Source organism: Microbulbifer mixtoriginis (SeqCode) (assembly GCF_052466765.1).
In genome coordinates this window covers 4375524-4398843 of the sequence record NZ_CP174289.1, presented here as the reverse complement: position 1 = coordinate 4398843, position 23320 = coordinate 4375524, and the positions used below count along the sequence as shown (strand labels likewise).

Annotated in this window: 3 protein-coding genes; all 3 read right to left on the bottom strand. The window is 48.8% G+C overall.

Annotated features, from left to right (window positions below):
- Positions 1-7: 7 nt before the first annotated feature.
- Positions 8-3739 (bottom strand): RHS repeat domain-containing protein, encoded by a 3732-nt coding sequence (locus tag ACJJIV_RS19000; RefSeq protein WP_444889969.1) that lies wholly within the window; start codon positions 3737-3739, stop codon positions 8-10.
- Between the two features lie 1063 nt (positions 3740-4802).
- On the bottom strand, positions 4803-10028 hold the full coding sequence (locus tag ACJJIV_RS18995; protein ID WP_444889968.1) for an OmpA family protein: 5226 nt from the start codon (positions 10026-10028) through the stop codon (positions 4803-4805).
- Complete coding sequence (locus ACJJIV_RS18990; protein WP_444889967.1) at positions 10028-23206, bottom strand: isopeptide-forming domain-containing fimbrial protein; 13179 nt, start codon at positions 23204-23206, stop codon at positions 10028-10030. Before ACJJIV_RS18990 ends, ACJJIV_RS18995 begins: the two co-directional genes overlap by 1 nt.
- Positions 23207-23320 lie beyond the last annotated feature (114 nt).

Sequence of the window (23320 nt, the reverse complement as noted above, 5' to 3'; positions counted from 1 at the left end):
TATCCCCCTAGTTCAGCATCATGGTAATTGCAGGAAGAATCCATTCAACCTTGGTCCTGCAATTTCCCTGGGCATCAGAAAACGAAACACAATTATCCCGCCTTGTAATAAGTTCACCATTCAGGTAGTAATATTCACTGATGTTTCCATTGGTATCCATTTCAGCCATCAACTTTCCATCACGGTTATACATAGACACGTATTCACCCCTACCGGCATAGTTGATTACACGCTTGTTATGCGCATCATATTCATAAACCCAGTCATCTGCCTTACTCGTTTCCCCCATACCCAGTGCATTGCCTGCAAAATCGTAGATGAAATGATTTTTTGAGTTATAGATGACATTACCCTGGCTGTCATAGTTATATGAAGATGCAAAGGGTCCAGAGACTGAACGTAGCAAGTTTTTTGAATCATATTTATACGACAGAGTGCTACTACCAGCCTTATACCGATTAAGGATATTTCCGGAATCACTATAGGTATATTTATAGCTACCCCATCGACCATTTGCAGTATCAAGCCTATTTAATCCATCATAGGAAAAGTGATCTTTTCTCCCACCTTCCATATAGTCAGTAATAGATTCAATATTATTTAAATAATCAAACCCATACTTGAGATTCACCTTGCCAGGTACAGATACACTATCAATTCGCTTCTGGGAATCTATACCATAACTTTGAGAAAGACCATTGGTAAAATTTATTCTCTCTATAGAATTATTGGGGTGATATGCAACACTATTAACTAAGTATCGGTCTGCCTTACTTGGATAGTCACTGTATAACGCCCGATCTCGACCCATACCATCTGTAGAATGGTTGATTTTTTCTCCTGATGGATAAGTAATGGTATTTACATTTCCCTGGGGAGTATAGGAATAAACTAAACCAAAGGTATCCCCTCCTACAGACAGGTTTTCGCTTTTTAGGCTTCCATCCTGATAATAACTGTAATTCCAGTCACTTAAGTTGTGTGTAGGATTATTAGCGCTATTTACCCTGCGAGCACGTTTCATAGCGCCATTTTTATAATAGTCAAAAAGCACATCATAAGTTGCTGCAGGATAATCAATACTTTCTAGCCTGCCAGCTTTAGTGTATTTAAATCGCGCTAGCTGTGATCTATCATTATTAAACCATCTCTCAACCACCTGCCCCTTTTCATTTAAGGCATTATTTATTGTCAATTCCGGGCGCGTAATCTTCTCTACGTATCGTGTTCCAGGCTTTAAAGTATAGGACTCAGTAATACCACCCTGAGCAACAGAAACCAGCTGCCCCTTGGTATTGCGAGAGTGAGAGGTTTTAACAAAACTATTTACACCCAGTGATTTTTGGCGATAGAGATTTTTTAGATATGTTTCACTTGGACTTCCATAAACTTCAAAGTCTAAGATGGTTTTAACACCTTTTTCATTGACTGTTCTAATGCCATACCCAATGGAGGGTTCACCAGACTGAATGCACGCTGCACCATAACAGATGGTCTTACTCTTTCCTGTAGTGGTGTTGGTCGTTTTTACCAAGCGATCCAAAACATCGTAATACTGTTTAACCCCTTTTGCTTCACCCTCTACATCAGAAGGCCAGGAGGTAAAATGAAGGCCCCCACGGTTTGTATATTGTTTATTTACAATAACAGGTTCGGATGAATAAGCAGTATCCCAGGATTTTGAATATTTGGCCTGCCCTAAAGCATTATACTTTTCTATATTTCTATAATTGCCTTGTGAAGTATTTTTCTGAGTGGTAGAAGGCCACGATATAATAATATCCGCCCTTCCTGGCCGCCTTTCCCTAGAAACCCTACCTATTGAATCATACTCATATTCAACCCAGTTATCTTCGGGATCATCAATACGCTTGGTATTCCCGAAGTAATCAACCTTGGTTACAGTTATATGATCATCAGCATCTGTAACTTTTCTAGGGATACCTCGATAGTAATCACTGTAATATTCCCTCTCCAGAATTCCACCAACTGTTCTTCTTGTTTCTTTGACATTACCATTACTGTGGTAATAGAAGGTCTGTGTTAACTTATTATCTGTAACAGTCTTGACTTTATTTTTTTCGTAAGTGTAAGAAGTAACATCCGAAACGCCGTCTACAGATATGCTTTTCACCCTACCTACAAACCAATTCGAGGTATCATTATGGTAAGAGAAATTCGTTACTCTTGCTCTTGTACCATTTTCCGAGATCTTTCTAGGGTTCCCGAGTTTATCATGTCCGGAATAAGTTACTTTTAACGTCTTCCCAGAAATTAAGGTTTCTATATTTTTTACCCAGCGCAGGGATTGACCACTCTCATGCTCATTCTCAAGATAGGTTCTACCAATTCTACCTCCTCGCCCCCATTCATAGCCCTTTTTTAGTACCCGTGTGCCATTTTCATAAACAGTGTGACTCTCAAGAAGTCCGTGCTGCCAGACATTTCTATGAAAATCAAAAGTATCCTTCCTACCACCAGACTCAATTTCTGTGCGTGAAATCGTTTTATTTTGCTGCTGAGAATAGTTGAAGGTCGATGTATGTGACAGTATGTCGCTGCCACTCAAAGTTCTTGTCTTTACCGCTGGAGTATCAGCACAGCAGGCTTTCAGGCCCCAATATTTCTTATCGATACCTATATATGTATAATTTAACTTTGCTCCTGTTGGAGTTTTTATTTCCTTGATAGCATACTTTTTCTTTGATGAGCTTGTCGAATTAACCTTATCAGGTAAAACCCCTATCGAAGAATCATTCCAATCTCCCCTTGCATGCTTATCATATTTCACTTCCCACTTTGAACCATCAGGTAATACTATTCCTTCTAAATACTTGGACGCTGTAGTTGCACCCTCATATTTGAATTTCCAGGTTCGATCACCAGCCGTTATTTTTTCTAGTTTTGGGTTTGCTTCTGATGAATGAGTAAAATCAATTAGCCTACCATCATTAGACTGGATTTTATCGATCACTTTTCGAGTATGGAACGCTCTAGCTTCCATAACTTCATGGCTATCATAGTAGCTGAATGTTAATTTGTTACCCCATAAATCATATATCTTACTTGGATAGATAGTTAGAAATGCAGGGTAATCTCTCCACCCAAAAAATCCAGTAGTAGAACTTAAGACATTAAATTCATATGTGATCGCCTCTGGAGAAACCACCTTAAAGGTTGCACCATTATCCGAGCATGAAATTATATAATTTTGTGTCGTAACATATTTAACTGATGGTGGATATATATTTGCGGAAGCGTCCCTTTCCAGCACTACTTGTGGCGCAAGACCAGGCATAATTAAACTTATAGGGCTTCTTTTACCATCTGGCACCCCAAAAAAATCTGAACCTTTCGTATAGGGGTCTTCACAAGCTTTGTTTCTATTATTGTAACTGCCTCTGGTATGCCCATATACATGTGTTCTTGCTGCTATCTCAATCCGTGGAATCTCCAAATCCCAACTACCTAGATTATAGTAACCACTCTCATTACTCTTATTAAACGAAAAATTCACGCGGACATCTAACCCTCCCTGCCCAGGAATAGCAGGACCAGGGATCTCCCAATAACTTGAACCTGTACGAAGGTCCAAGTTTTCACCGGCAATCATCGGAAATGGTGCTTCGGCAGTCTGGGAATGGCTGCTTTCATAAACCCCAGGATCTTGATATTCTTCTTCAGAAAATACTGTACCGGCAAAAAGTAAAAGCGGTATCATCAGCCATAATCTATTCATTCTGTCTCCCTACTCAAAATTTAACTCAGTGATCTTTTATTATAAACTTAAGAACATTTATAAACCATCAAGGCATCCAGTCACCGTGCTTTCTCTAGCAGTTGTTTCACAACCTCAAATTGGTTACTCTCACGCAATTACTTAGAAAACGCCACAGTAGAGAGCGATTCAAGTCAGGGTTACTCGACGCTCAGTGGAAGGTGATCTAACCCTACCTTCCATAGTTAAAACGAGGAAAGGAAAACACCACCACCTCGGCCACACCAACAGGATTGAAGTTATTACACCCATTACTTGATGTTACGTATAAGATTTCAACAATTCATCGTTTAGTGCATGACAAGGCGATGGACTAATACACTTATCGAGATGGCTTGCCGAGTAACGGAATTTATATTATATGCCTATACAAAATAAATTGTAGGAAAGCTTCAAGGCGAGATGGAAGAAGGTTCGGAGGACATGATCCGCAATGGAGAGTAGAGCGTACTTTCACATGACTCGCAAATTGCTACCCCTTAGTCATTAGTTAGAACCGCCACTACTCCTCTTATTGAGGATTTTTGTATAATGCATGCATGTTAATTACTTCAAAAATCGTTACGAAGTGGCTTCTAGGCAGAACAAAATACTTATGGGTTGCTCAATCTAATTTCTCCAAACCAACTACCATTTAAGCTTGGTCTTACATGCTCCCGCTGAAGAGCACTCATTTAGCTTCGCCTAAAACTTGAAATGTATTTTTTGGATGGAACTTTAGGAAATATATTTAAAAAATTTGAAAATCTTAGACATAGAGGGAAGCACTCTTTTATGCGAGGAGCAATATCGATAGTTTTTAATTGGCATAGTGTAAAACGGTTATTTAAGGCTATTGAATTAAATCACAAAACTTGTGACAAATACTATATGTTAATTTTGAGTTAACAAGATGTCATCAATTTCTATTCATAGGGGTAAACTGCTTGGTAGGCGGCTACATTTAGGATGGCTGTTCAGCTAAAGTCGAAAAGTTGAGAGGCGTCATTGAAGCCAGGCTCCCGCCGGGCCACACAATCAACGCTCACAACTTCCCAACAATATTCACAAACAATCCCTGGCTGTCGTAATCCAGCTGAGTAAGATCATCAGAGAAATCCGTAAAGTTGTAGCCCACCCCCAGCTTGAGGTGATCACCGATATGGCGATATAGGCCAATTAATGCACCGCTCTTGCTGTCCTGTGCGTCGGGTAAATCGAGCAGGCGCCCTTCGATGAGGAGATCCCAGCGTTTTACAAAATGCCAGTCTGCGCGCAGTACATAGAGGCTAGCACGGCTGTCAAAGAATTCCGGGTCTTCTCTATCCAGGCTTAGCTGGCCAAGGCGGTAGGCGTATTTGCCTCCCAGGGTCCAGCGCTGGGTGAGATCGTAGCTGGCATCCACGGAGAAAATATGGCTCTTTTGAATAAATTCAGCCGAGGTGTTTTCTACGGTTACCTGATCTTTGGTGGGCACGTTATAGAAATAGGTGTATTTCAATAGCGTGTTGAGGCGATCGTGATTCACCGGGCGGTAGGCGTAGCCCATTACCGCTTCAGTAAATTTGCCATCATAAAACTCGCCCTGGGAACTTTTGCTATCGGAGTAATTGAATTTGCCAACCAAGCGCCAGTCTGGGTTGAGCTGATAGCTCAGGGTGTTCTTCAACAGCCAGGTATCGCGCTCGGATTCCAGCACGGTGTTTTCATCCACTGCGGTTTCCATGGCATCGGTACGGTATTCTACCGCCGAGGCCAAACGGATCGCATCCAGGCTATAGCCCATATTGAGCCCCAAAGCGTTGCGCTCGGTTTTGGCACCGGTGCGTGGGTCTTCCAGGGTGCCCGCCTCTACCGTGGTGCCGTATGTCCAGCGGTCGTTGGGTGCCAGGTCCATACCCAAGGCATGCGTCAGGCCGGTGGAGACATCGCCGTGGCTGTAGCGCTCCTCACCATACATGCTCAGGGTATCGGAATAACGGCTGCGGAAGCCGGTACTCATATTGCCTTTGCGGGCACGTACGCCGGTATCGCTGCGCTCGTTATCGAGGGTGTAATTCAGGTATACGCTGGTTCTGTCGCTCACCAGGAAGTCAGTGCCCAATCGCGCGCCCATGCCGGTATCACCGCTGGAAACCTCACTATCCATGGTGAGTCTGTCGCTCACCCGGTAGGCACCGCCGACACCGAAACGATTGTTTTCCTCACGAGTGCCGGTCACCTCTACGGTACCCTGCACAAAGCCGAAAGCACTCCAATTTTCGCCAGAATCATAACTGGCCTCCACTGCCATATCAGTGCGGTCGCCCTGGGTCTGGGTGGCCGCCACAACTTGGGAGAAATCTTCGCGGCTATCGCTGCGCACACCGGAACTGAGATGCCAGTGATCGTTGAGGCGGTAGCCGAGCATGAAATCCGTTGCACTGGTGTGCAGGCCGAATTCCTCTTCTTTACTATCCGCTTTCAAGCCCACATCGAAACTTTCACCGAGAGGTAGGTTGATCCCCGCTCCAAACTGGGTGGTTTCACCGCGGGCAAATTGACCGGGGCCAGAAAAGCCCGCTTCCCGTTGCTGGTGGTAGAAATTACCGGAGCCGCGTAGGCTTTCGAAGAAATCACCCAGCTGCAGGCTAGCTTCAATTTTGTTGGCAGCAGCGCTAGCCTCAGGATCAAAAGTTTGACCGCTATCAAAAGTAAAGCCACCATCCAGGGAATTGGTACTATCGAGATTACCGCCTTCACTGTTGGCCACTTCCACTTTCAACCAGCTGCCTGCCGTTTTACGTAACGTTAAGTCAAAGCCTTGCAGCGCAGTTTCGTTATCGTCCTCATCCTGTTGGGTAGCACTGAGCCCCAGCTTTACGTGATCTCCAAACCAGTAATGGGCGCGGCCACCAAAGGCAAGGGTATCCATCTCTTCAAAGCCGGGGGTGTATTCGTAGCGGGCTACCAGATACTGAGGGTTACCGTTATAAGAGCCATCCTGGATTAACAGATTATCGTTAGCCAGGGTAGACAAGGGCTTGTTCAGCAGTACGCGGCCTTGAATGTAATCGATATCGTAATCGATCACCGGGGAAAGGTTTTTTACGGCCAGTACCAAACCGGAGTCTTTATCCCGAACTTCAACCCGCAGGCGTTCGGAGCCGTTTAGAATATCCTGATGACGCATGAAATATAGGGAGCCGCCGGTTCCACGATACTCATCGCGCCCGGCAATAGTGCCTGGCTCCGCACCAAAGGCATCCACCTGAAAGCGTTTTTCCCCGAAGCTGGTCATGGAATCACTTTCGAAGTGGCCGTTGGCACCATAGAGTGCACGGTCTATTTGCGCCAATTCGTTATCGGCATAGGTCGCTTTGAAATTACCCCACAAGCCGTAGTCGTCGTACTTGGACAACTTCACATAAAACTTGCCGGAGGTGGGTGCGTCCTCCACTACGGTGGAGTCATCACCAAAGGTGGGATAATAAAGATCACTATCTAAACGGCGGAACAGGGCATCGGGCGTTTTTTCCATAAAGTTGGAAAATAAATCATCCACCGGCCCCTCTTCCGTATCCGCACTGGCAGAGAGGCGCCAGCCCTCACCGAAACCACCGCTGGTATAAAACGCCAGGCGGCCATCGTAGCTAACAGAATTGTCGTAGTGGGTTTCATCGCCGGTAACCAGCGCCGCTGGGCCGTTGGTTTTGTCATAGCCAATCGTGAGATCGGCAATACCCACGGTAAACCAATCGTTTTTGGCAAATTCCAGATCGCGCAGGAACAATTCGCCATTGCCCTCTTGATCCAGAACCGCCACTTCCACGGTGTGCATACCGGGGTCGAAAATTTGTTCGGCGACAAACTGGCCCTGTTCGTTGACCGGTACCGGGTTGCCCGCCAGCCACACAGTGTGCCCTGGCGGTACCTCGGCACCGTTCACCAGCACACTGTTGCCATCTAGAGGAATATTTCTTCGCGCTAGGCGATTTTCACCGTAGCCAACCAATAATTCCTGAGAAACGTTTACCTCTTTCGTTGACTCTTCAATCTTATCCACCAGCCACAGAGTCTGTTCGGCAGTTTCATCGAAGCGGCCTTTTTTATCGTACACCCGCAAGACATAGTGCAGTTTTTTTAGCGGTGCCTGGAAATGGGTAAATTCTGCAAACCACTCCCCTTCTCCGGCAGCCAGCGGGACTATGTCAAGCGGCGTGTCTCTCAGGGACTGTCCTTCTTCAAACAGGCGTACCTCGGCCCGCTCAATAAAACTGGGATAGTTGGTGTAGCTGCGGAAAACCACGCGGTTCTCGCTGTGCTCGGTATCCGGGTTATCCGCATAGCGAATGGTATTGGGCCAGGCTGAAATATTCAGACGCGGCTGCATTTTTTTGTTATCGAAGCGGAACTGGATATTCGCATTATCCAGCGCCACATCGGTACAGCGCTGCAGATCGGCAGAGTTTTTATAGGGATCGTATTCGGGGCTGCCATCCACAGTAATACGCATTAAATTCAGTGAATAGGGGTTGTTAGCGATGGCTTCGCGGTTAATACGCTCGATCTCCAGGCGGTCGCTCTCCGCCAGAATCGCCAGCTCATCGTAGAGCACCTGCACTTCAACCCTCGCGCCTTCATCCAGGGTGAAACCGTTGGCCACTACATCGTCGGACTGCACATAACCGCGCCCTTCAAATTCCACTTGGGAGTCTTCGAGGCTGAGAAGCTCTTTTACCTGCTCCATCGCACGGCGCGCGCGTGCACCAGAGAGCCCAACATCATCGCCGTAGACCATGGCTTCCCGGCGGTCCATGCGCTTGTTTTCGCTATAGCCAATAAAGCTCAGGCGTACATTGGCTTTGCTCGAAATTTCCCCCATGGCAGCGCGAATTTGAGTCAGCTGCGCCTGGGTAATAATCGGATCGCCATTATCGAAACGAATAGGCGCTATATCGCCACGCAGGGATTGGTGAGCAATGGTAATGGTTTCCGCGGCTGCCGCTTCCGGGCAGGCCTGCACGCCATCCACCGCCACTTCGAGGGGATCGTCGTACCAGAACTCCACTTCCACACGGCGGTTTAGGGTGCGCCCCTTGGGTGTGTCATTGGCGGCTATGGGCTGACTGGCGCCCTTGCCGCTGCTGGTTATCATCGTGTCCGGTAGGCCCAGGGCATCGCGCACCGCCAGAGCAACACGTCGGGCTTCGCTATGTGACTTTTCCTGATAGGCATTCTGTTGCTGCTCAGAGCTTTCACCAATTTGCAGAGGCAACGCATCGGTATGACCAACAAAATGAATCACCAGATTATTTTTGTTGGCCAGATTTGTGCGCACTTCGCGGATACGCCGTAAGAACGCCTCGGGTAAATTCGCCTGCCCCGGCTGCCAGCGCAAAGGATTAACCAGGTTTTTTAAGCGCGCGCGCTGTTCAGTGCCAGCGGTATAATTCAATCTACAAACCGTTTCCTGGCGACACACTTTGACCCGGTTAAGTGTCAGGGCTTCAGCGCGGGCACGGGCTGCCATAGCCTCTGCATCCAGAGCATCGTAACTCACCTGCACTTGCACGCGACGGTTCAGTTCGCGTCCGGCAGTAGTGATATTGTCGGCAATGGGCTCTGCGTCACCACGGCTTTCCACCGCGATCATCTCTTCCGGCAGTTCCAAAGCCTGCTGGAAAAAATCTGCCACGAATTGAGCGCGAGCAAGGGTAAATTCTTCCTTACTTACGTAATCCGTAACGAATTCTTTTTGCATCGGGTCCGAATCGGTGTGACCAATAAAATGCAATTGGAAATTGGGCGTTTCTCCCAGCTCATCCAGCTTTTCACGCAATAACGCGATGGCCTCAGGAGAAACTTCATCAGCCACAGCGAAAAACTGTAATGGCTCGATAAAGTCTTCCACCACAATCGGCTCGGGAGGGGCAATAAAAGTGCCCGCATTCTGAAGCCATTGATTGGAAGGGGCGCGCAGCAACATCGTTTCCGTATTGCTGCCTATGGATTTTTCCTCAAACTCCGTCTGCGGCTTCTCTACCTCTGGCGCCAGTCCGGGAATTTTTTGCCACACCTGCCACCAGCTGGTTTCCAGGGGTTCGGCTACCTCGGTGTCAGTTTTCTGCTGCGCGTGTACAGGCATTGCCAAGGCCAAAGTAATCGCTGTGGCCAGGCAACGCTCACGCCGACGAAATGTGTGAGTGTTTTTTTTCGCAACAAGCGCTGTGCCAGATCTGTGCGAACACTCCAGGTTACTGCGCTTTTTATTGCCATCTGCAAAGGACATTACTGCCACCCTCCTTTGCTGGGCGGCGCACCACGCCGCCAGAACACTTCCGTTTCAATCGTCAGTTCGTAGTCGCCATAACTACGCGCCCACTGCTCGGCAATATCCGCCTTGATCGTTTGCAAACGCTCTTCCACCAAATCCGGGTCTTCATTTTCCGCGAGGTAGGACAGGCGCAATACCGAGGGTGCTTCGCTGAGTTTTTCCAGCAGCAGCTCAATACGGGACTGCCATTGGGGACGCATCTCGGTAGTTGTCGGTTCGAAGACCGCCTCGGCCATATCCAGGCGCACTACCCGGTGCAGGCTGGCGCCGAAGTTAAACTTCACCATCTTGCCTCGGGTCGCACGCACCACGCGCGGGTTTTCTGTGGTGAGACGATAGCCGCTTGGCAAACTGCGGTCGTCGAGCTTGAGCACAAAATTGGAACCGCGATCGGGGTTTGGCACCACCGCACAGGTGATATGGAATCGACCGTGGGCATCGGCAGTGGCATTGAGACCCGTTGCACTGACGACCCTCGCACCGGCCAGCCCACCTTCACCGGCATCTTGGTAGCCGTTCATATTTTTATCGTCGAAGACCTTACCGATCACATCGGTACAGTCGAAAGTGGGGTCCGGTACCACACGCACGGTCGCCGAGGCTTCACCAGACGCCGTCTGCCCGGAGAGCTGGTTGAACATACGTGCACGGTTGACATACTTGCCCTCCCCCACACCGGAGCCTACCACGAGTAGCAGTTTCAACTCGCGGGTCTGATCCGCCTCTACACGCAGGTCCGACCAGATCAACTGTAACCCCTTCATCTCCGGTTCCACCGGTTCGCCATCGAGACGCGCCGAGCCGGCCACGTATTTGAAGCCCGCGGGGAAGAAGTCCACCAGCTGCAAATCGGTGAGCGGTACTGGCAGGTTATTGCCGAAGGTAATGGTGTAAGGCACCAATTGGCTGCGGGTCACATTCAACATGGCCGCAGTTTTAGTAATAGAGAGCGCCCCCTCTAATTTCGGGTCCAGGGGGATATGGTTATTGAACAACTGGCTATCCCCTGGAATTTGTTTGTTATCCAGAGTCAGGCGCAGGTAATAGTTGGTCAAGGTATCACGCGCCTCTATATCCAGCGGCGGATTAGCCGGGGACAGTTGTACCTCACAGTGTTGCGCAGTACCCGGCACCATATCTGCATTACTGCCGAGGCAGGCGCCCACATCGAATCCGGCAGTCTCCTCATTGGTCTGCGCTGGAATAACCAGGGATTCACCACCGACATAATTGTCATCGGCCAGTTCTACTCGAATCAGGTAGTCCGCATTGGCCGGACAGGCGGCATCATCGAAATTAATATCAAACTTGTAGTAGCCACCGGCACGGGTTACCTGACCCTGCTGCTTTTCATCATCGAAGCAACGATCCGGCAACTCCTGGCCTGAGCTGGCACGCAGCATACTCAGCGTCGCGCCGGTAATCGGAGCACGCAGAATGGAGTTGTAAATAACTCCGTTTGGCGTGAGCGGCAGGTTTAAGTCTTGCGGATTAGCACCAGACTCCACAAAGATCTCACTGATACGCTGGGGACCATTGGTGAAATCGGAAACCGGATTACCCAGAGATGCGGTACTTTCGCTGGCATCCGGCGCGGTGTAGCGCATCTCGTAACTAAGACCACCATAATTGTTGGGTACCAGTCCCTGGAAATGGAAATAGCCATTTTCATCAGTCTGGATAGTTTCCAGCAATGCGCCGTTGAAATACAGATCCACTGCCCAATTCAACAGCAGGCGTTCATCGGCATCGGCCTGATTATTGAAGTTCACATCGTGCCACAGGTAACCGGCCAAATTAGCGATTCCCGGTGTGCCACCAACATCGATAGCAACACTGGCCTGGTTGCTTGAAGGTGGATCATTCCAGTGCACTTCCGCGGTATTCACCACGGTGTAGCCAATTTCCAGGCTGTCGGAAAGTTTTGCCTGGAAGCGCAATGTCACACTTTCACCCGGCAGCAAATCTCCATAAGTTGTGGAGTAGTCAGCAGTAATTACCGTACCGGCAACGCTGACCCCATCTACTTGGCCATTGAGCATGGCAGAGTCTGCAACGTAGGTAAGGACACCATCGCCGGCAACCATTAGGTCATCAGTAATATTTACCATGGTCGCCGGCACACCACTGATATTTTCAATGGTCACCAGATATTCCAGCACTGCTCCGGCTTCGGCTGCGCCACCACCGACAACGGCAACTTCTTTTACAATTGAAAGCAGCTGTGCATCACCCACCACCACTAGTGTCGGTTGGGCACCATTGGCCGGATTGCCATCTGCATCAGTGAGTACCTGTGGCAGTTCTTCTGCAGCAACACTGCCCTGGTTACTGATTACCGTACCCCTGGCAGCATCCATATTCACCATTACATCAAAAGTTACGGTGGCAGTTTGTGCAGAAGTAATCACCCCCTCGTTGGCACCTGGCAACGGTGGGGTTAGGTCATCAGAAGATACCGGCAATGCAGTATTCAGCAGTGACATACCACCGGCATTATCAGCAACCGCGATACCATTTAAGGTGGTACTGCCGGCAACATAAGTGGTATTTGCAGGCACTTGGTCAGTGAGTGCGACCTGCAGCGCATCAACCCCCCCCATATTGGTAATCGCAATGGTGTAACGCAGCACATCACCGGGGTCGACAATACCCGTGGAAATATTATCCACCGCAATTGCCACGGTCTTATGAGCAACCAGCAGGGGAACATCGCCAACAATATCTATTGTTGGATCGTTGGGGGCATCTGTAGCGGGGTCATCCGATGGGACTTCATCGAAGGGGCCACTACCAGCACCTTCGCCATTAACAAAGCCTTGGTTTGAAATAATAGTGCCGTCATTGACGTCATTAATGGTGACATCAAAGGTAACCATCACAGGCACAGCGCCAGTTGCCGCTGCAGCAATAAAACCATCGGCTTCGCCAGATGTATTAATGTTCATACCCGCTTCAAGCGGCGACGCGCCACTTACATCTGTAAGCGCAGAACCATTCAAGGTGGTGGAGCCAGCAACATAAGTAGTGTTCGCAGGGATCTGATCACGCAACATCCCGTTAACGATATTTTCGTTACCGGTATTTTCCACGCGAATGGTATAGCGCAGGGTATCCGCCACCATCAGCAGGTCCGGGTCACCGGTCATATCTGCTGAGGTTTTATGAATTACCAGCAGTGGTTCAGATTCAATTAATACCTGAGTAGGATCTTCATCCCCCGCAGCGTCAGGATCATCAGTACCGTTAATATTGGGATCATCACTGTTTTTCAGTAATTGACCGGGCAACTGTACCTGAGCCTGATTCAACACAGTTGTACCGCTGTCAATTACAGAGGCGAGACTTACTTCATAGATCAACTGAATGGAATCACCCGCACTGCCACTTGCCGCCAGGTCAAGATTGGTCACCTTCAACAAGCCACTGCCGTGGGTACCAGCAGAAGCATCTGTCCCGCTACTATCGCTACTCGCCGGAGCAGTAACCAGTTGCAGGGAGCCCGACTGGAACAATGGCAAGCTGTTTAGGCGGCCCAAGTCATCAGTAATCTCAATACCACTGACATCCACACCGCTGATATTTTTCAAAGTGAGGGTGTAGCGCAATACTTCTGCAGGGCTGGCCGTGGCAGCCGGATTTTGTCCGCGAGTAACATTCTCGACAGTCTTGTAGAAAGTTACCTTGGGTACTGAAGCACTTAGGGTATAGGCATCCTCATGATCGAGCACGCCAGGTGTACCATCGGTAGGCGCCGGACGGGTGTACTGACGCGCTTCAGGCGCACTGCTATCCCAACTATGCCACAGCGTTACCCCGGCAATATTGGTGAGCGTATCGCCATCGCGGGTATCTGCATCCAGAGTAGCGTCGTAACTTAGCAGCAGATGGTGATCCGCAGCCAACATTGCCCCAGCACCAATTGATGTGATGGTAAGAGTACAACTGGCTGCATCAAAGGCCGTATTAAAATCGGTACCTTCACTCAGGGTGGCAATCGCAGTACCGGCCGCATCGGTGATTTGTGCAGCAAAATTATTTGGTGCGGTTTCACACATGCCACCGGGATTATTGTCCGGCAGGATATCGGTCACGCTGATATCCCAGGCTGGGCCGGTACCAATATTGTGTAAGTCCAAAGTAAAGGTGCCAGGTAAACCGGACTGCAAACTGGCCGGGCCGGTTTTTGTCAGGGTAATCGCCGTGGGTTCTACCACCTGCATATCCAAGGTGGTATTACCCGCACCAGCACCCTGCCCCATGGCCGGGTTGTCATTATCGTAGTTGTAGCTGTAACTGGCGCTGTTGCTAAACATGAAGCCATCCACATTGGGTGGATTGCTGTCGCGCAAGCGCAGCGTTACATCAATAACCACCTGCTCACCTGCGGGCACATCGATGCCGTTGGTAGTATCGGCAATCACCAGTGCAGAAGCGGAACCGGTATTTTGCGGAGTAAATGCATTTTTACCGGAAACCTTGGCCGCACCAATAAATTCCAAATCCGCCGCGGAAGCACTGAGGTCAATCAACACGCTAACATCGTGCAGGGCTGCTGGCTGCGGCGTTTGCGGAATAGTAATGCGGTAATTGAACGGCTCGCCAATAGAAGCCGTGGGCTGAGTATTTTCAATGAAAAGCGGCGCGGCATTGGGAGTATTAAACTGCACACTCACCGGGGCTGTGGGGCCGTAGTCTTCGCGCATATCCGCAGTCACGGCCGACGTACCGAGAGAAGGCAGATTGTCGCCATCCAGAGAGTAATAAATCTCCACATAAGCGGCATTTTGCAGATTAAGGCCCGCGCCCAAATTAGCATCCGCCTGAACGCGGTACACCATTTGTAAAGTCTGGCCCGGGTTAATGGCGTAACCGGTACCCGCGGAGAAATCCCAAACCGCTGCGCCAGTGCTGCTGTCGAAAGTTGGAGCAACAGCCGTTGCAGTAGCGCCATTAACAGTTACTGACTGCACATTGATACCAGCCTGGCGCAGGCCGAGGGGAATCAAGTCTTTAAAGAGCGGATCATAGGCGGGCGCAGAACCATTATTGGTAATCGTAATGGTGTAATCGACCCTATCACCGGCGGAGAGAGTGGTACCCCCAGCAGGATTCGCACTGATTGCTATTGCCAGGTCTGGCTGTAGCAGATCCAGAGTTTCACTGTCATTGCGTGTTTCATTACCGGTAGCGGCATCGAAGCTGAAAACAACATTATTAGTGAGTGCAGTATTGTTGGCTGGCCATGGGTGCACATCGCGGTTTAATACCCGCGCGCGATAGCGCAGCACAAATTCATCATTAGCTGCGTTGTTATCGCCTTGGTTGCGCAAATCAGCAATATTCCAACTCAGTGTGGTCGGGCCCGCGGCCGGGTCACCAGCCTGCACCGGCTCGGCGATATCGTTATGGAGGAAAGGTGCCACAGCCGCGAAAGGTGCATTACTATCGCCATTGATCGACACCGTGCCGGCAAAGACCATGCCCTGCGGCAAAGTATCGACAATCTGCGCCTTCGGTGCTGTACCTTCTGGCAGGGCCAGACGCAGCTCGTATTCCACCAGATCGCCGATACGCAACTGCACATCAGTGCTACCGTAACTATCGTCAACACGGGTTTTGCTCAGTACGCTGTCATTGGCGGCGGTCAGCTGTGCGGCAATATTTTCCAGTACATAATCATTTAAACCGCCGACACCGTCAGCACCATTGCGCTCATGGGGACTGCTGTTATCTTCATCCAGACTGGTCCACTCGATGCGCGCAGTGGTGGAAAGTGTGGCTGCTGCCAGCACTTCATCCAGTACCAGAGCATCGAATACCAACAGGCTGTTATTACCGGCAGAGATATCCAGATCACTGTTGGCACGGCTCCACTCGAGAGTTTGCGCAGTATTAACACCATCGCCGGTTACCGTGGGGTCGGCCTGGGCGGCACCTGCAAAGGTGACACTGCCCGGTACGAATTGCAGCCCCAGAGAGAGCTGCTCAAGGATAGCCAAATCGAAAGCGGCGGAATTCTCCGGGCTGCCCGCAGCGGCTAGGTCCAGGGTAAAGCGCAGAATATCGCCCGCATCGGGGTCATTACCGGGGCTGGTCTGGTTGACCACCGTATTGGTTGCGGATAAATCCGGCTCCACAATAGTAAACACCGGCGCAGTGCCGACACCGCCGCCCTGTGCAGCCCCACCTTTGGTGGCGGCAAAGGTATAACTGGCTTGATTGGCAAAGTTGTGCCCCGCTTGCGCGGTTGCATTATTGGCAACCCGTGCGCGCACTTCAAAAATTGCCACTTCGCCGGCCGGAAGCATGTCAACAGCCAGGGCAATATTGTTACTGCTGGTGTTATCGGTAAATGCGCGGCCATTAATTTCCTGCAGCTGCACCAGTGTCAGGCTGGGGTCGAGCACATCGGTAATCACCAAATCGTGAATCGCCGCAGTAGTGGCGCTACCCGGTACTTGAATGCGGTATATCACTTCCTCACCCACTGCCGCTGTGGGGGCAGTAAGCAGCGTTTTCTGCGGAGGCGTTACCGTAGTGGCAACAGTACCCATCGGGTAAGGCGTTGCCAGGGGAACTGCAGCATACTGTTCACCGCTCTTGCTGGGCAGTGACCAGAATTCATTTGCTGTAAAAGTGTTTACCCAGTTTTCACCGCCGCCGATATCAGTATAAAAGCCAATTTCATAATAAACATCCAAGCAGGCACCAGCGTCGATAGGCACCTGTAAAGTAAAGTGCATATCGTCACCGCGATTGACCGGTGCAGTGTAGCTGTAATCAGTACCTTGAGCCAGTACTGTGCCATCCAGGGAGACCCGTAAATTGGCGATGGAACTTTGCTCCATCTGCGTCGCCAGATCATCGGTCAAAGACAGATCGTACGCTGGAGCCAAGCCAGTGTTACAGGCTTGTAAAGTAAACTGCATCACATCATTGGCCGGATCCACATTCATATGGGAACTGGGCCAGTTGGCATCGGTTTTAGTCAGATTCGCAAGGCGCGGCTGCAGTACTGTAATACTGGCGCTGTCCTGCAATGTGCTGGCGGCACCGGTGTAATTCAGTTGCGCAGTATTGGTGAGGGTGGCAGTGGGCACCGCAATGCCCGCGCCGGTTTGTACCTTGGCGGTGTACTCAATAATAAATTGATTGGTATTACCGAAGTTACTGAGGATATCGCCCAGATTCCAGGTCACGGTACCAGTATCCCCGGCGCCAGGCACGGCAATCGCCGCATAGGTGTAATCATTCAAGTTGTCATCGTAGGGCGCGGTGGTATCACCGTTCACGCTGACAATGGAATCAAACTCCAATCCGCTCGGCAGCATATCGGTAACGGTTACCGCCGGTGTGGTGCCCGCCTGCAGATTCAGAACCAGCTGATAGGTAACAGTGTCACCAACCCGTACCGTACCCACTGGAGTGGCGCTATCGGAATCCGCAATGACTGTCTTGGAAATAGTGGTGTTATCCACCGTGTCGATACTGGCGCTGGCCGGGCCCACACAGTAATCATCCGGTGCCGAAATGCTTGGGCAGCCAGCACCATCGCGTTCATAGGCCTGATCATTTGTACTGCTGTTGTCGAGAGAGGTCCAATCCAACATCACACTATTGCTAATGGGAGAACCAAATACCCCATTCACCTGAGTGCGGTAGGTAATCACCAGAGTTTCACCCAACTGCAGGTCCAGACTGTTATCACCGTTCTCCCGCCCCCAAATCAAGGGGCCATTGGGCGCTGCCGCCGGTGTTGAGACAAAACCTGCCACAGCACCACCATTAATTAGTGCCGTTGGGGTGAAACTGCTCTCCAGGCGCAATTCCGAAGGTAGTGTATCCACCAGATTTAAGTCGTAAGCAGCTGCTGTGGAGCCACCATCGTGGGCCACGGTAATTTCGTACTCCAGTACATCACCACCCACAGGCAAATTGCCGGGGTTGGTCGCATTACTGACGGTTTTACTGACCGCTAGCAAAGGCTCTACCACGGTAACCGCAGCGGTGTTGTCATTGAGATTTTCCCCGGCTCCGGTTTCGCCATTGCGGTAAGACAGGGTGGCACCATTGCGACGGGAATCGCCATTATTTGTAGCCAAATCATTGGCGATACGGGCAAAGTAGGTAATACGAATCAGTGGTTCAATAGTACCGCCAACCGTGTCATTTTCACTGGCAGTATCCACGGTGCCAATATTCCAGGTGGCATTGCCGGCAGTATTATCTGCGGGGAAACTATTGAATGCTGTTTCAGATGGCGCTGCGCCGTTAATGGTTTCGATACCGACAAAATCATAAGTAATATCGAAATCGGCATTATGGCTAAGCACATAGCCTTCCGGGCTGCCGAGCTGATCGGTAACCGCTACATTTTGGCTGATACCTTCTGGCAAGCGGATTTCCAGCTGGAATTTTTTATGAGCACCAATGGTGGGAACTACAGCGGACTGTAAATCGGTTTTGTTTATCTGTAGCGGCAAGACTTCTGTCTGGGCACTGGCATTGGTTTCATAATCATTAATAGCGTCGCCACCATTGGGTAGCACGCCGATACGCATACCGTCAGCAGCTCCATCATTGCCAATAGTCTTACTGCTATTCAATGAAATATCTTTGCCCGGCAGGGACTGCCAGCGGGCCTGAATGGTGTTATCCAGAATATCATGGGGCTCTACACCCTGCTCTACCCGCACATCAAAGGTGAATGACTTGGTAGCGCCCACGGCGATGCTGTAATCCGCATTACTGCGATTCCAGCTAAAGATCGGTGCATTAGCACCCACGGAAGTGATATCGACATTTTGGGGTGGATCATTACCTCCAATATTGCCGATATAAACCAACTTGGAGCCGGTAAGGTCATCGAGTACCTGTAGGTTATAGGCGGCGGCGGTACCGATATTTTCTGCAGTGACAGTTACTGTGAGAATATCATCCGCATCGCTGTTAGTTACTGCGAACGATTTGTTCAGCTGTATCCTCGGACCCGTTACATTAATTGTATGTGGATCAAAAGTAGTTGCTACCGGGGTAGCTCCAATCGCAGGTCTATAAGTCATTTGCGCTACGCCACTAACATTAGGATTAACTAAAGTAGCGGCATGAGGTGTATATTTATTGTTCTCCACTCGCGCGATAAATGTTAGTTCGACAGGTACCAAACCGTCAGGATAGGCTCCACGGTCAAAAGACAATAGATGCTGATCGCCATAACGCCACTCAACAAAGTCATCGTTACAATCGATTTGAGGGGTTGTTGCTCCACCACCAGTAAACCATGTGGTACCCGGAATGGATGTTAAATCCAGCGATACCGCCTCAATACAACTTAACCCCTCGGGAAGATCATCACGGAAAGTAAAATCAATTAATCGGGAAGCAGGCACCTTACCCGTCAGCTGATATCGGATTTCTTCGCCAACAACCACGTTATTATTTTTTGGGTCGCTCAGGGAGAGTGAAATAATTTCTTTCGGTTCGGTTTTAACATCAATGATGGTCATAGTCGCATCATCAGAACCGCAATAGCCACTCCCATCAACACAATAGATACGAGCACCACCAAGCGCCGGAGTGGCTGTACGTGGTGGAACTTTTCCATCTGTGCCAGGGTGGTTATTATTATCAATAACTGGGTTACTTTGCGCACCCGCCAGCCCTTTTAGACTGTCGTAACGAAAAATAGAGGCCGTATTTTTAAACGACTGATTAGGAACCACTGTACGGTGTGGGCTCACACGATAGTAAAGATTAACACTATCTTTATCGTCAATTTGTTTTAATGCTGTTGAATGATCATAGGAAAAAGTTAAGAAAGCCTGGCTTCCATTTTCCAAACAGTGTGGGGAGGCCTCGGGATCATTAGGGTCGTAGTCATAATCATTTCGACCAACCAAAGTGCCCACAAGACCAAAGTCGCCCTCAGGAGTATTATTTAAACCATCTAATGCAAATGGCCAAACACACATTTGTGCACTCTCCAGCTCGTCGGTAATTACGACATCATATGCTGGGGCAGCACTTGGACCGCTGTCTTGATTATTTTCTACAGTTATTCGGTAGACAAAGTCATCAAACTTGCTACCAGACACCGAATCCACCCAGTTACAGCTATTAATATTTCCTCCAGCCTGACTAAAATTACAGACCTTTTTAGAGATATTAAGGTTTGGCTCAGTTACTGTAAGCTCTGCAGTCCAGTCTTGCCATTGTGGATAGCCTGGATATTCTGTATTACAACTATTTCCTTTTGTGCAGGAATAATTATCAATGGTTATTTGTTGAGTTGTTGGGGTGCCGGTGCCATCCACAGTAGTCTTAAAAAAAGCAGTGAAACGAGCCCGGCCATAGTCAATACTCGTATCACCATGAGTGGTAGGGCCTGAGACTTTATCCTCATCTTTATTGAGCAAGCGGGTAGTCATGTCCGCAAGGAACCACTGCCCACGTTTATCTACAGCATAAGTGCCACCATCGCTCACATCCCAGTGTAAGCCTGCATCTGAAAGCAATGTGCCCGGCATACTGGTAAAATTAGTGATAGTAGTACTACAGTCTGTCCTGGATGGGTCAGGGAAGGTAGCATCCGCACAAGAAGCAAGCTGGCTATGGGAGATATACCCTTGATAACCGTCACGTCCGTTATGGACCCCGGGTGTATCATCTGCGATATCAATGCCACCAACAGCAATTAAGTTGTAGCCTGGTGTCTCAAATCCAAACCAACCACCAGCATATATCTCAAAGTCACACTCTTCCCCAATTAATATTTCCGGCTCACCAGAATCCCTGCTGGGCAATTCATTACAACTACCTGGCACATGACGTTTCAATAGATTGAAGCCAAGTACCTTTCCTCGCATAGCATCCAACGAATAATTATTGGCTTGCTGTTTCCCAGGATTGGTTTCGGAATTAGCAGCTTCCGGTGCAGGATAAATTAATGGTGTACCATCATTAAGAGTTATTTCCCCGATCAAATCTACTCGAAAAGTAAGATCATCAGCTTGCAAGCCTGTACTGCTTGTATCTTTCTCAACCACAAATGTTATATCCCCAGAACTGTCATTCTGGGCTTTTAAAATGTCTAGCCCATTGTCAATTGAGCAAAGGTAGACACTTGCATTATTAGGAATGGGTACAGTGTTGTTATCAGGCGGCGGCAGCTTCCAAATAGGCATCCTGACGTTGGCACCAGAAGGATGTGTGCTACTGGGGTGAACTGGAGGGTTCGCAACTGTAGCACTACTACAACCATTGGGAACACCCACAACATTCATCGTTGCCCCAAAAGAGACATAAGCAAAGAAGTTATCGGCTTGATCTCCACCTTCATTTGTAATTTCAAAAGTGAGATCGGTCGTGCCATTATCTCTTACAATATGTAAAGCCGCAGGGATGTCAACATCCAGGTCTTCTGGCCAAGCATCGAAATTGGTAGTCTCTGTAATTTTTGCATTATTTAAAGAACAATAGTTATCAAACTCAACCTCTACTTTATGTTGTAGTGTCTTCCTATACCCGGTATCAGGCTCATTGATACCTTCATCAAGGTTGGTTTTAAGATCAAAAGCAGCTGGATCTATTAGTACAACTCCAAACCTAACTTCAACCCAATCCCCATGTCGCAAAATGTCTACTTGAGACCCTTCATTGTTTGCGACACCATTTCCCTCTAATGAAAAATTAGGTGTTTTAAGTTCTGCTTTTGCTAAGTTAGACTGACTAGCATCAACTGCCACTGGGTTTTCCCAAGTAACACCAGCCCCGCCAAAGTTAATTCTGCCAGGATAGTTATTACCCCCACCTCCTCGTCGACCAACAACCTCTACAGGATGTGTTGGATCCATAATATACTGGGAAGGTAGAGTATTAAGCAGTCGTAGACCACTTACTGTATGACCAGTATTATTTTCTACACGAACGGTAATATTGGCACGAGAGCCTGCCCTGCCTGCTATCCCCTGTGCATTTCGTATAGTAGTGTTAACCTCTAAGTCTCCCTGGTTTTGGGTCCCAAACAGGTTAGCAACTTTAGATGATGGGGGCCCCTCTCCCCAAGCATGGGTAATTCCACCTATGGGAGAGCTACAACCCCATTCGAGATTTCTAACTACATTGATTTGTCGAGCGCTATTACAAGAACTATCCATTTTCCCAGAAAAGTAGATAGACACGGCCCCATTAATGGTGCCCAATGGGAATTGTAAGCCTCCAGCATTACCCCCGATCAATTCATTATTCACACTAGCAATCGAGGCACAATTACCTTGACGGCTACCCGCAATGACAGAGTTAATCGCATCTGCTTGTGAAAAACATGCATACTCTAAATCTGTTGCACCATCTACAGGACTCAGCAAGTCCTCAAACTTTACATAACTTAATGCTCGAGCCCCACTATCAATAGTGACTTCCCACAGAACTCCATCCTCTATATGCCCATAGGCTGTGGAATCACCAAACCTTGGAATCAATGCACCCGTACCGGTATCAAATGTTCTTACCGATTTACTAAGAGTTGGGGTCGGCTGCTCAATATCTAGAGTGCGATTGTGACTCTGCTGCTGAATCGTTGTTCTACCACAAGCCGAATATTGAGCAAGAGCAGTTATGTCCAATCTTAAGTTTTGCTCTGCAAGGTTTTCTTCCTCCCCAGGGCGGCTACGTACATCAAAGCTCAGCTCTACAAACTCACAATCATTATCAAATACATTGGAATTATCGCATCGTCTGCCCAAAAAAATGGGATCTCGAGGTGAGGCTGGTAAATCAGAAAAAGAAAAGTAAGGGTTATTGTCACCATCACTTGGTATGGAGGTTAAGCTAGCACTACCGGATATACGTAAATTACCAGCATATTCGAGACGTGGGTTATTGAGATCTACATTCAAAGCAAGATCTCGTAACGGCTCATCAGTGGGGTTTCGAAGCCTTACACGAACTGTACCCGTTCCACATAATTCACAGTGACTATCGTTGGCGATTTCTACAACATCCGGCAAGAAGTTTACGGGGCATTCTTCAGTAGCCGAGGCGTTGCTCGCTACAAACAGGAAGAACATACTGGCTAAAATAAAACCAGCTAAAGAGTACTTCCGAGAGGTTTGCCTAATTACTTCCGACATCATCGTCACTTATTAGCCGCCGCTTTTCTGTTTACAAAATCCTTGACAGCACCCTCAGGCACTGCCGCCGCACAGGGTCTGCCCGGTGCACGAACTTTAATTGCAGAGGGGAAA